This window comes from Chthonomonas sp. (assembly GCA_016788115.1).
Classification (GTDB): domain Bacteria; phylum Armatimonadota; class Fimbriimonadia; order Fimbriimonadales; family Fimbriimonadaceae; genus UBA2391.
In genome coordinates, this window is record JAEURR010000003.1 from 411,579 (window position 1) to 423,986 (window position 12,408).

Annotated in this window: 8 protein-coding genes; 2 read left to right on the top strand and 6 right to left on the bottom strand. The window is 59.2% G+C overall.

Annotation, left to right across the window (positions count from 1 at the left end):
- Window positions 1-173 precede the first annotated feature (173 nt).
- The 3 genes from ychF to JNM85_02175 all read right to left on the bottom strand — a co-directional run bounded on the left by ychF (window position 174) and on the right by JNM85_02175 (window position 4,643).
- The gene (gene ychF / locus JNM85_02165; GenBank protein ID MBL8086859.1) at window positions 174-1,232 is read right to left on the bottom strand and encodes a redox-regulated ATPase YchF; all 1,059 of its coding nucleotides are present in this window, start codon (window positions 1,230-1,232) and stop codon (window positions 174-176) included.
- A gap of 415 nt (window positions 1,233-1,647) precedes the next feature.
- Window positions 1,648-3,735: an Ig-like domain-containing protein gene (locus JNM85_02170; GenBank protein MBL8086860.1), complete on the bottom strand. Its 2,088-nt coding sequence runs from the start codon at window positions 3,733-3,735 to the stop codon at window positions 1,648-1,650.
- Window positions 3,736-3,800: 65 nt separating this feature from the next.
- Window positions 3,801-4,643: an SDR family NAD(P)-dependent oxidoreductase gene (locus JNM85_02175; protein ID MBL8086861.1), complete on the bottom strand. Its 843-nt coding sequence runs from the start codon at window positions 4,641-4,643 to the stop codon at window positions 3,801-3,803.
- 158 nt (window positions 4,644-4,801) lie between these two features.
- Between JNM85_02175 and JNM85_02180 the strand changes: the two genes are divergently transcribed.
- Complete coding sequence (locus JNM85_02180; GenBank protein MBL8086862.1) at window positions 4,802-5,365, top strand: TetR/AcrR family transcriptional regulator; 564 nt, start codon at window positions 4,802-4,804, stop codon at window positions 5,363-5,365.
- Here the strand turns inward: JNM85_02180 and JNM85_02185 are convergent.
- Window positions 5,362-5,787: a hypothetical protein gene (locus tag JNM85_02185; protein MBL8086863.1), complete on the bottom strand. Its 426-nt coding sequence runs from the start codon at window positions 5,785-5,787 to the stop codon at window positions 5,362-5,364. The two genes, JNM85_02180 and JNM85_02185, sit on opposite strands and share 4 nt — an antisense overlap.
- 109 nt (window positions 5,788-5,896) lie before the next feature.
- A complete protein-coding gene (locus JNM85_02190) occupies window positions 5,897-7,747 on the bottom strand; it encodes an S-layer homology domain-containing protein (protein ID MBL8086864.1) in 1,851 nt (616 codons plus the stop codon).
- A gap of 298 nt (window positions 7,748-8,045) precedes the next feature.
- Between JNM85_02190 and JNM85_02195 the strand changes: the two genes are divergently transcribed.
- Window positions 8,046-11,048, top strand: a complete 3,003-nt coding sequence (locus JNM85_02195) for a caspase family protein (GenBank protein ID MBL8086865.1) — start codon at window positions 8,046-8,048, stop codon at window positions 11,046-11,048.
- On the opposite strand, the gene JNM85_02200 is transcribed toward JNM85_02195, so the two are convergent.
- Complete coding sequence (locus JNM85_02200; GenBank protein ID MBL8086866.1) at window positions 11,045-12,388, bottom strand: phosphomannomutase CpsG; 1,344 nt, start codon at window positions 12,386-12,388, stop codon at window positions 11,045-11,047. The two genes, JNM85_02195 and JNM85_02200, sit on opposite strands and share 4 nt — an antisense overlap.
- Window positions 12,389-12,408: the final 20 nt, after the last annotated feature.

Sequence of the window (12,408 nt, forward strand, 5' to 3'; positions counted from 1 at the left end):
CAAAACCACTAAAGATATTGCTGGTTTTGCCCGAGTTAACGATTAAGAGTTGTGCCATCAAGGTGCGACCAAACGATCTGTGGCTACTCGGCAGAAGCAGCTCAGACGAAAGCAAAAGCAACAAGCATCCCCAGCGGGTTTTGTCCTCTCCTTCCCGCTGGGATTTTTTTCGCCTAGCTCTTGTTGCGAATGTGGAGCAGATCGCCGTCCTGGACCACGTACTCTTTCCCTTCGAGCCGCATCTTGCCCGCGCTGTACGCAGCATCCAGGCTCCCGAACTCGCAGTAGTGATCGTAGCTGACCGTCTCGGAGCGGATGAACCCCTTGGCGATATCCGTGTGGATGGTGCTTGCAGCCTTCAGTGCAGTCGATCCCCGGCGCAGAGGCCATGCACGCGTTTCGGACTCGCCAGCGGTGAAGAAGGTGATCAAACCGAGGGCATCGTAGAGCGCCTTAACGACTTTGGAACTGGCTGGTTCTGAGATGCCAATGCTTGCGAGGAACTCGGGTTGGTCGGCTGCATCAAGCATCGCGATCTCTTCTTCTAGGGTCGCGCAAACTGCGAAGCTCTGGGTACCCATCGCCGCCAGTTCCTGCATACGCTTTTGGACGGATTCTCCTGGCGCGGCGGCTTCGTCCTCCCCGACGTTGAAGGCAACTACCATCTCTTTCGCGCTAAGGAACTGGTAGTTGCGTACAACGACCATATCGCCCTCATCGAGCTCCAGAGCGCGCAGTGGCTTGCCTTCCTCAAGAGACGGCTTCACCCGCTCCAAAAACTGCTTTTCGAGGTACTCCGGATGGCCGGCTTGGCGCACATTCATGCTCTTCGCCAACTTCTCCAAACGGGTCTCGACGATCTGCAGATCCGCCAGTAACAACTCCTCATCGACCAGCGCTTGATCGCGGGCCGGATTCACCTCCGCATGATAGGGAGAGGTGTTGCTCTCAAATGCACGAACCACGTGCAGGAGCACCTCGGCCTTGCGCGCGCCATCGAGAAAACGCTGGGTGAACATCTTGCCGGGACCGCCTTGGATCGAGTCCAAATCGTCGTGAAGCACGACCGTGGCGGGGGTCACCTTCTTCGGCTTGACTTGAGCGACGATTTTGTCAAATCGCTCATCGGGCACGGGCACCGCGGTCACATCGCCCTTGGCTTGACCGCGCGCCGACGCGCGATACAGCGAGCTTCGCCCGCATTGATTGAATCCGATGAGACCGACTTTCATGAGAGGACCTGAGACACAGAAACGCCGCCCACCCGAGGGTGCCGGCGGCTGGTCTTAGGATACCCCGCAGAGGGCTATCGACCCGAAAACTCGACTTGGACGGGCCGCCGAGGAAGCTGGCTCGGGAGCACCCAGAACAGGTACATGGTCGCCAGGAGCAAGACGAGCGGTAGCCAAACTCCCCGCATCTTGCTGCGTCCATTTGTGCTCTTTGAACCTGGCTCCACCCCCATATTATGACTCGCTAGGAAAATTCTCAAGATTGTTGTCACATTTCGGGGACTTTTTGACCGATAGACCTTTGAAAGGAGATCGCGACTCGGGGAAGCTTCATCGCACCGGCCGCGACAACAAAACCGAATACCTGCCGAGTAGCACTTGCTGTCCTCTCCCGCTACTCGGCTATTTTTTTGCCTCAGCTTCCCTTGGTTGGTACGTAGCGGAAGGGCAGCACGGTCGCTCCGCCCGGAGTTCCGTTCCCCGAAGGGAGCGTCGCAGCAAACGCACTCAATTCACCGTCCAGAGCGACGCCCGCCGTGGAGGTCACCGTGTCCGCGATGACGACTTCGTACTCTCCTTCAGCCATCTTGCTCGGAAGCGTGAGCGTTACGCGCTTGTTCGTGGCGTCGTAGGCATATGCCTTGGGAAGCACTTCGCTCGTCAGCTTGTTCCGGACGGTGAACGCAGCACTGGTGGCGTTGACCGCCGACTGGAACTGGAGCGTGATCGTTCGGCTGCGGTTCGCGAGGTTCCCGCCCGGCGCAGGCGTCGATGCCACCAGCACCGGAGGGCCGGCAACGTAGGCCGCCGTCGTCAAACCAGTCGCGAGGACCCACGTGTCCGGGTCCAGACTCACCGCCGATGGTGTCGCAGAAACTGGAATGACGTACCACTGGTCGCCGACGGCGTTATTCCAAATCTTGCGCCGCGTCGTCACACCCCCGATCGTCGTCTGTAGGTCGATCGGCATGCGGAACTTGGGATAACTGGCGCTCTGCTTTTGGCTGACTTGTAGAAGCAGGTAAGTTTGGCCGCCCGCCGTCGTGGCCGAAGTACCATACGTGTACGATGGCGCACCGATATCGTAGATCCATGGATCGAAGAACCAGCGTAAGGAACCGCCGTAGCGCGCCTCGGCCACAGCGATGAAATCTTCCGTGTCCGCGGTCGAGTAGCCATAGGCCGCACGGTAGTCAGCGAGAGTCCCGAAGAACGCAGTATCGCCCAGAATCGACCGTAGCATGTGCAGAACCCAGCCCGGTTTGCGGTACGAGAAGCTCGTGCTGAAGATCCGGTTGACGTCGGTGGTGACGTAGCAATAGACCGAGCCGTTGACGCTCGACGGACGGAGGCTCGACATCGTGCTCTTGAGCGCGGCGAGTCCCGTCGATCCCGGTTTGAACTCGCTCCACAGCGCCTCGGAGTAGGTCGCAAAGCCTTCGTTCAGCCAGATATCACTCCACGTCGCGCAAGTGACCAGATCACCCCACCACTGGTGCCCCAGTTCGTGAGCGTTGACCGACTCCCAGAAGCCACCCATCCCGGTGGAAGTCTGGTGCTCCATGCCACCGCTAAACGTGAACTGATAGATGCCGTATTTCTCGTTGAGGAACGGGTACGGACCGTACTTACTGCTGAGGGTCCCCAGGATGGTCTTGGCCGTCTTCCATGCGTTGCGGTTGGCGGTCAAGTCGTACTCGGGCCAGATCCAGTAGTCCAGTGGCATGCTGCCGGTCGAGTGGGTGTAGGTGTCAGTGAAGTTGTTGAAGTTCGTGACCGCGATGAAGACCAGGTACGGCGAGATCGGGTAGTTCGACTTCCAGCGGTACCGCGAACGCGTTGTGTCCACGACATCCACCCCCTGGAGGATGCCGTTACTAACGCCCTTGAGCGTATTCGGGCATGTGATCGCCACGTCGGCTAGGAACTTGTCGGTGTTGTCGTCCTTGGTCGGCCACCATGTGGAGGCGTAGTAGGGCTCGCTCAACGAGAAGACGTACGGTGCTCCCGAATGAGTCCCAAACTCGATGCTGCCGAGACCGACGGCGGTAGCAAGGCCATCGTAGCCAATCTGCAGCGAGAAGACCGTATTCACTCCGTACGCGACATCGAAGTTTGCGACGACATTGCGCGAATCTTCGCGTGTGAACGTGATGGTGCGTCCATCCAGCTTTAGGCTGGTGATGGTGTAGTTCGAGTCGAGCTGAAATCGGAACTGGTTGAAGCCCGGCGACAGCACGCGGGCGGTGATGATGTTGGTGCCGACGATCCGCTTGTTCGTTTGCGGCGTGACCTCCAAGCTCAGGCTATTGGCCAGGACATCCGTTTCACCCACCGCGCGAAAGGCAGTGGTGAACCCCTCCGACCGCTTACGGCTCATCATCTCGGCCCATCGTTCGGCAGCAGCGCTCTTACCGCAACCATCGGGAGCAGGATCGGACGGGAGCGCCCAGGCAGCAGACGCGGCGAGGCCACAAACAACAAGCAGCTTACGAATCAACATTGCATTCAAGGTGTCCCTCTTCAGAGACACCTTTAGGTTACATCAGGTTCGCGGCGATGCCACGATTACGAGTCAAAATCGCACGACCGGGTAAGCGTCTCCCACTGGTCGAAGTCTTTCGCCAACCGCTCCAACTTCTTCCGTGCGTAGTCGAGCCCCGGATTTCCCAGCACCAGCCGGAGCGGCGGCTCGTCTGTGGCCACCATCGTGACCATGGCCTTAGCGGCACGGACTGGATCGCCGATCTGGGTTCCGTGCATGTCTTTGAGGGCACTTCGACTGCGCCCGACTTCGGTGTCGGTGTACGCCGGCATCGCATCGGAGACGACGAGCGAACGACCCGTGAAGTCCGTTCGGAAGGGGCCTGGTTCGATGAGCGTGACCTTCACCCCGAACCCCGCGACCTCCTGGGACAACGATTCTGAGATGGCTTCGAGCGCAAATTTGGACGAGCAATAGTAGCCCGAGCCGGAGAAAGCAACTAGACCCGCGACGCTGGAGATGTTGAGAATCCTTCCCCCGCCTTGCGAGCGCATGATGGGTAGGGCTGCCTTGATGCCGCGCACTGCGCCCCAGACGTTGGTTTCGAACATCGTGGCGACCTGGGCGAGGTCAACTTCCTCGATCGCCCCGGCGACGCCGTAGCCGGCGTTGTTGACGAGCACGTCGCAGCGGCCCCACTCCTTGAGCATCGTGTCCAAAACCGGCGTGAACGCACCCTCTTCGGTGACGTCCAGTCGGGCAGTAAGGCAGTGATCGGGATAGCGCTGGACGAGGTCTGCGAGGACCCCCGGCTTGCGCGCGGTGGCCATGACTTTGGCTCCCTGCGAGAGCGCTTCCTCGGCGAGGGCGCGACCGAGACCGGTCGAACAGCCAGTGATGAGCCACACGGAATCTGAAATTTGCATTCTCTTGAGTTCGAGTATGGCACGCGCGCGTTACCTCGCCATAATCGCTAGATTGTTGACTTTCGGGAAGAAAAGAGCGATCTTCTTCTGTAGACTATCGTGGAAACAAAATGAGCGGGCCTGCAAACCCGGTTTCACAGTCTCAACGAAGAGAACGTATGGCGCGACCCAAAGAATTTCAAGTTGACGAGGCTCTCAACCGGGCCATGGAAGCGTTTTGGGAGCGCGGTTTCGAGGCGACTTCGCTTCAGGATCTGACCGAGAGGACGGGTGTACAGAAGGCGAGCCTCTACGGCACGTTTGGCGACAAGCGTTCGTTCTTCCTCCAATCGCTGCGCCGTTACCAAGACGAAGGGGCCGCCAAGCTGGCGGAGCATCTTGCCCAAGCCGGGCCGGTGAGAGAGGTAATCCGCTCGCTGATGCTCGTCCCCCTCAACTGCCAGGGCAAAGGTTGCTTCTGCGTGAACACTCAGGTCGAACTCGCTTCGCACGATCCCGAGATTGCTCAGACGCTGCACGATCACTTCACCCGGACGACCGACACGATTGGCGTCGCCTTGCAGCGAGGGGTGGATTCGGGAGAGTTTCGACCCGAGTTGGACGTTTGCGCCACCGCCGAGCACGTGCTGACATTGCTGTACGGCCTTTACGTCGTCAGTAAGGGCCGTACAGACAATCGATCGATCGCCATGATGGCGAGCGTGTTCGTCGATTCGCTTTAGAGCTTGAGGTCGACAATTCCGCTGACACCGACGCCTTCGACGGCTTGGATACCCTTGTCCACCTGAGTACTGGATACGGGGATCAGTGCGCGGATCCGAATCTCTTTGCCGAAGAGATCAGTCTCGGGCTGGGCGACGGCGACTACCTGCTCAACGCGTGCTTTGGTCCCGACGACCTGGGCCGCACCTATCGCAGAGCTCTTGCCAATACCGACACTTATGATCGGAACTACTTTCGTGAATTTATCTTCAGTGTCCTTGTGCTTGGTGAGCTTGTTGATGGCGTTATTGATGTCACCGCCGAATCGCTGGACCGCAGCCCCGACACCGATGATCTTGATAACCTGGCGGATTTGGGGTGCACCGATTGCCGTGAGTGCGAGCGTGGTCCCGAGAACAACGTAAAGCTTAGTGCGCGACATTTTCATGGTATGAGTTCATCTCCTTGAATGGGGTGCAACTTATCATACGCACGAAGAAGGCCCGGGGTACAAGCCCCCGGGCCTTTGTTTCGATTCGAGTCTCGAGAGACTAGAAGCGAAGAGTGAGCTGGCTGGTGAGGAAGCCGCCGCGGTAGGTACCCGCGCCGCCCATGCCCCACGCGAACGGATTGTTCACGCTGCCGTACTCGTAGGCGAAGTTCAGGAGGGCGTTCGTGCCGAGGTTGTAGCCCAGGCCGATGGATGCCCATCGCTGTCGGATGTTGTTACCGGTGATCTTCACCTTGGCTTCTTCGTAGCCGAGCATGGCGGTCCATGCGTCGTTGACCTTGTAGTCGAGACCGACGTTCAGCGACTCGATCTTGGTGTCCTTAGCGATACCGCCAAGGGCCTCGATCGTGTTACCGAATTCACCAGCTGCATGAAGCTTCATTGCCTGGGTCGGAGCGAACCACACCGTACCGTAGAAGGTGGCGATGTTGGTCGGGTTCCAGTTGGTGCCGATTCGGCGCCAGCTACCCTGGGCAGCGAAGTCTCGCTGAATCTTGCGGTACTCGGCCATTGCGCCCCAGTTCTCCTGGTTGTACGTCGCATTGGCGAATGCAGCCTGGTTCAGACGATCCATGCCGAGGTTCTTCGTGTTGTGGGTCATGATCGACTTGCTGTAACCAGCGTTGACGTCGAAACCACCAACCTTGAACGAGCCATCAACGCCCATGACGTTGAGTCGGTTCGGGAAAGCAGCAGCGATCGCGCCATTGAAGTCGTGATACACGTATGCTGCGTTCACTCGGCCGAGCGTACCGACGTTGAAGCCGATCACTGCACCGAGCAGGTTGTCCGGGGTACCGAAGCCAGTCGTACCATTGAGGGCCACGCCGTTGTTCGAATTTCGGTTCGACCAGCGGCCACCCATGATGGCGAGGTCCACGCCACCGAAGTTGAACGTGAGCTTTCCACCGTCAACGCGGTAGGCGCCATCGTCCCATCGGCTGTTGGCGAAGTACAGGGTATTGTCTGCGCGCATCAGGATGTACGGAGCGATCTTCGCCTTGATTCGACCCACTTCTGCGTTGAAATCGACGCCAACGAGGCTGGTGTCGAAGTTCACAGCAAAGCTGTCGATGTACATGTCACCGTTGATGTTGTCTCGGTAGTCAGCGCCACCGGTCACGAGGTCGTTCAGGATGCCATTGGCGCCCATCGCGTTACCGTAAACCAGGGTTGCATTCCACTTCGGACCTTCGGTGTTCGTACCCTTGAGATCGATAGCGAGCTCATGGTAGACGTTCAGGTCGCGGGTGAGACCGGTCTGGGCACCGCCAGCCTGGTCGTTTGCACCGACGATGCGGCCTTCCTTGTTCATGCCGGTTCGCTTGTCGCGGCTGTTGCCAGCGAAAACGACGATGTTGGCATCGCCGCTGATCGAGACCGGGAACTTGACGGCTTCAAGGGCTGCTACGCGGCCTTCGAGGCCACCCAGCTTCTCCTTCATCATGTCAACGTCGTTGCCGAGGCCAGTGAGTTCCTTCTCGAACTCTTCAACCAGCTTCTTGAGCGTAGCGACATCATCGCCCCAGCCCTTCATGCTGTCAACCTGTGCTCGGAGGGCCTTGATGCTGTTCATCGCATCGCCATTGTCGCCCTTGCCCATCATCTCTTCGAGAGCCTTCAGCTGCTCGGCGAGACCATCGGTCATGCTCATCATGCGCTTGTAGGCAGCATTGATGGCCACGGCCATCTCGTATCGAGTGGCGAGGCGAGGACCGCGGTACTGACCGTCCGGGTAACCAACGACGATGCCCTCAGCCTTCAGGTTCTCCAGAGCCTCGTAGGCCCAGTGGTTTGCCGGAACGTTGGGGAATTGATCTTGAGCCATCGCGGGAACGGCCATAGCCGCACCGAGAACGAGGCCCAACGAGATCTTAAGCGTTCGCTTCATTTATTACTCAGTTCTCCTAGTAGTTTGTTCTCGAAGAACAAAGATGAAACTGAGCGCTGCGAAGGCCGGCCGCAATCTGAATTCCCATAACTTCCTTGAGTTTCCTATGAGAACCAAGTCACGCGGCCCGTGCTCAGCTCGTTGCATCCTGCAACTTCGAGGAGACAGATTCACTCCATCCCACATGCATTATTGGTGATAGCCTGTCAAAAATGCAAGTCATTGGGAGATTTTTGTTCGAAAGAACCTCATGTGACTTGGGACGTTTGCCCACTTTAAGGGATCCTGTACACAAGAAATGGCGAAGCTACAGCGATTTGGATGGCTCCTGGTGCTCGTGCTCCAGACGGTGGCGGCCTGGGCGCAGGCGGGGGCGACTGGGGAACTCCCGTTCCTCCCGACCCGCAAGTGGGCCGTTGTCGTGGGCGCATCGAAGTACGACCACTTACCTGCCCTGCGCTATGCCTCCCGGGACGCCGGGGAGTTTGCTCGGGTTCTGCGTGAGGATATGGGGTTCCAATCCGATCGGGTTGCGCTCCTGTCCGACGCAGCCGACAGCATCAACCTGCCTACCACCGAGAACATTCGAGCGACCCTGAAGCGGGTCCTCAGCGACAAGAGTCTCGACCGCGGCGACCTGTTCATCTTCTACTTTTCGGGTCACGGCACCGCCACCAAGACGGGCGACTATCTTCTGCCGACCGATGCCAAGGTCGAAGACGCCGAGAAGAAGGGGCTTCCCGTTCGCGACCTCGTCTCCTCCATCGTTCAGGCTGGGCTCAAAAATGTTCTCATTCTCTGCGACGCATGTCGGTCGGGCGCGAAAAACGAGTTCGGTCGAGAGTTTCAGGAGTTGGGGACGAAGGCGAATTTGGCGGTCATGCTCGGGTGTGAGCCTGGCGGACGCAGCTACGAGTACCCGCAACTCAAAGGAAGCGCTTTCGCCCATTTCTGGTTCGAGGCGCTGAAGGACACCACGCTGCGCAACCCGGTCTCGGGTTCACTTTGGGCGAGCGCAGTCGCGGAAAAAGTTCGCAAGGACGTTCTCGAGTACACGGCTCCCGACTATGGCGAGGAGGCCCAGCGCCCCGTGCCATGGACCGAGGGCTCACAGGATGTCTTGCTCGGAGCCTACGTGAGCGGTCGCGACACGCAGACCGCAGTCAAGGAGTTCCTGGCCGAGACGACGCAGCGAGATGTCGCCGGACTCTCGACCGCGCTCGTCGCCTACTCGGAGGCGATCTTCCTCGATGGCGATGGGTCTGAGACGATTGAACTGCTCAAAACCGCCGAACGGCTGGGCGAGATCACGCCCTATGGTCGGTACCTCTTGGGGCTCGCTCTTCAGTTCGCAGGCCGGAGCGCAGAATCTGCACGGACCCTCGATGAGCTTGCCAAGCAAACCGACTCGGACTACTATCGCGCGCTCGCCATCGTCAGCAATCCACGCCGGACGGACACCAGCAAAGAGCGGGTCGCGGCGGCGCTGAAGCTCTGGGCGGATTCACCGGACTCGGTGACTGGCGCGCTCGTGCTCTCGATGCTCCAGTTGCACGGGGATGCCACCGGCGAACGCGCGTTCCTAACCGAGTTCGTCAAGGCTGAAAACATCGACGATCGGGAGCGTCTCGCGGCCAAAGCCACGATGCAGATCATGGATGCGGACTTGGCGACGGCGAAAGCCACGATCAAAGAAGCACTCTCCAAGCCCGGCGTGCTCCCGCCAGACTCTGCGCTCGTCATTAGCTATTACGCGGCGTGCATGGCCGAGGGCGCAAACGACGAGGCGGTCCACTTTCTGAACGAATGGAACGCCAAGGAACCGCAGGCCAGTTACGAGATCTTTTTGGCAGGCATCGCCAAAGCCGAGGGCAACGAGGAGGCAGCCCAAGCTCATTTGATCGAAGCAATGGATCTGGAGATCAGCCCGGACCAAATGATCTTGATGGTGCGGTTGACCGGCCTCTCGGCGGGAGTCGTTCGGGACAAGATGCTAGCAAAAGCCAAGGAGACGCCGTACTCCTGGAAGGCCCGTCTGGTGGAGATGATCGCCCGCGCACTCTCGGGAGACAGTAAGAACGACGACCTGGTCGCGGAGATGGAGAAGTACGCGGACGATCCGCTGAACATCATGCTCGGCTGCTACCCGACCGTCGATGTCTTGCTCACGGAGCTCGTTGCAAAGGGGGCCGTCGACCCTATGGTGGTGGGGACGCTGCTCAGTGTCTATTCGGGCTCAATGATCCCGTTCGTCTCAGACTTTCAGTTTGACCCCGACGTCTGGGTTACCTTCATGGGCCTGGCGCTGCGTGCGGAGCGAAACAACCAGGTCGGATTTCTCGTGAACCGCAACTTGGCTCCGAAGCTTGAGGCGCTATCCGACAAGCTCCGGGCAGTGCTTTGCATCGGATCGCTCTGCGTCGGCAATTTTGAGCTCGCCGACAAGGCGATGAGCAAAGGCCGCGTCTCAGATCAAAAGTGGGGCAGCAACTGGATCTATGCGATGAGCCTGGCCACCCGCGGACGGGAGGCCGAAGCAAAGAAGTGGATCGAGGGGCAGCCGGTCTATGGCGATCTACAGTCGATCAACACAGCGTTCTTGGTCTATCTGCAGTTGGGCGACGGAAAGACGGAGGGCGCGCGTGAGGCGCTTATGGCACTCGATGCTGACCCTCTGAGCATCCAGTGGCGGTACCTAGCTTGGCGAAGGCTAGGCGATGTCGAGAACGCCAAACGGTGCCTTGAACAGCTCCGATCGACCCGCAACTGGAGCACGATGTTCGTCGATACCTTCGCATTGGGGATCGCCTACAACGATTTGGTCACCGCCAAAGACGTGGCGGGAGTGAACTCCTTCGCTTACGATGCCGCGATCTCATTCGCAGGGAACCCGTTGATGCGGACGATCCGCTATGCGGGCGTCAGCAAGCCCTCCGATCTGAAGGGCAGTCTGAAGTTCAAGGTGGTGTGTTACACCGACGCCCAGGAATACGTGAACGGCACCATGGCAATCAAAGTGGACGGCAAAGGGGTCGTGACGGGAAGCCTGCTGCTGGACGATCAACCCGCCGGGGTGATCAAAGCCACGGTGGACGAGTACGGGAACCTCAAAGGCACGTGTGTGTTCGGGAAGTTTCGGTGGGAGATCGCGGCAAAGCTTGCACCCGAAGCGATGTACAAAACGGACGCCAATCTTCGCGAGCGTAGCCAGGTGTTCGAGCTCATGGACCCCGAGGGCTCTAGGCTGCTGGTCAACGCCTTCCCGCCCGAAGTAGAGCGTGCGCCTCCGGCGAAGCCCTAACGACGAATCTCGGATAAGAGCTCGGCGGTCCTCTCTTCCATCATCGCGTGGTCTCCCCGGGTTTCCACATTGAGTCTAATCACAGGCTCGGTGTTGCTACCGCGCAGGTTGAAACGCCACTGATCGAACTCCATGCTCAGGCCGTCGATGCGGTCGATTTTCCCGCCGGAGTACTTCGATTCGACGCGGCCGAGGACCTCGGGAACCGATTCCACGGTCGAGTTCACTTCCCCGCTACACGGGTATTTGGCGATCATGTCGCCCACCAGTTCGCTCAGCTTCTTGCCCGTCTTGCTGAGGAGATCGGCGATAAGGATCAGCGGAACCATGCCGCTGTCGCAGTACCAGTGTCCCTTGAAGTAGTGGTGGGCGCTCATCTCGCCGCCGTAAATGGCATCCTCGGCGCGCATCTTCTCTTTGATGAACGCGTGACCGCTCTTGCACACCACCGGACGACCTCCCATGCGCTCAACAATGTCAAGCGTGTTCCACATCAGGCGCGGATCGTAAATGATCGTCTGGCCAGGGGACTGGGTGAGCAGCGCTTGGGCCAAGACTCCGACGATGTAGTACCCCTCGATGAAGTTGCCCTGATCGTCGAGGAAGAAGCACCGATCGTAGTCCCCGTCCCACGCAACGCCGAAGTCGTAGCCGCCCTTGCGGAGCTCGGCTTCGATTCCTGCTCGGGACTCCTGAAGGATCGGATTCGGAACGCCGTTCGGGAACTTGCCGTCTGGCTCGAACTGCAGCGGGGTTACCTGCAGCGGGACCTCGGGGATCAACTTCTCCATGGCGATACCGGCAGCGCCGTTGCCCGCGTCCGCCAGCACTTTGAGCGGAGCCATGCTCGAAAAGTCCGCAAATCCGTGCAGATGCTTTATGAAATCGTCGTAGCAATCGTGCTGCGAGACCGAGCCGCTTAACTCGGGGCCAAAGTCCATTTCGGCGGCACGACGTTCAATGTCGGTGAGACCCGAGTCGCCGCTGATCGGACGGCTCTCGTGGCGCACCATTTTCATCCCGTTGTACTGCGGCGGGTTGTGGCTTGCGGTGATCATGACTCCCCCGTCATAGCCGTAGCTCGCGGTCGCGAAGTACACCATCTCCGTGCCGACCATGCCCAAATCAACCACGTCTGAGCCGCCCTCGTTCAGGCCCTTGGTCAGAGCACGGGAGAGCTCGGGCCCCGAGAGCCGGATGTCGTAGCCCACGCAGACCGTTTTGGGCTTGACCTCCGCGGCGTACGCCCGTCCGATTTTGTAAGCGATTTCGGGGTTCAGTTCGTCGGGGACTATGCCGCGGACATCGTACGCTTTGAAGCAGGGGAGATACTTGCCCATCGCTGAAGTGTTTACCCCGA

Coding starts and splice junctions, on each gene's coding strand:
- ychF (MBL8086859.1), bottom strand. CDS start 1,232: ATGAAAGTCGGTCTCATCGGATTCAATCAATGCGGGCGAAGCTCGCTG.
- JNM85_02170 (MBL8086860.1), bottom strand. CDS start 3,735: ATGTTGATTCGTAAGCTGCTTGTTGTTTGTGGCCTCGCCGCGTCTGCT.
- JNM85_02175 (MBL8086861.1), bottom strand. CDS start 4,643: ATGCAAATTTCAGATTCCGTGTGGCTCATCACTGGCTGTTCGACCGGT.
- JNM85_02180 (MBL8086862.1), top strand. CDS start 4,802: ATGGCGCGACCCAAAGAATTTCAAGTTGACGAGGCTCTCAACCGGGCC.
- JNM85_02185 (MBL8086863.1), bottom strand. CDS start 5,787: ATGTCGCGCACTAAGCTTTACGTTGTTCTCGGGACCACGCTCGCACTC.
- JNM85_02190 (MBL8086864.1), bottom strand. CDS start 7,747: ATGAAGCGAACGCTTAAGATCTCGTTGGGCCTCGTTCTCGGTGCGGCT.
- JNM85_02195 (MBL8086865.1), top strand. CDS start 8,046: ATGGCGAAGCTACAGCGATTTGGATGGCTCCTGGTGCTCGTGCTCCAG.
- JNM85_02200 (MBL8086866.1), bottom strand. CDS start 12,388: ATGGGCAAGTATCTCCCCTGCTTCAAAGCGTACGATGTCCGCGGCATA.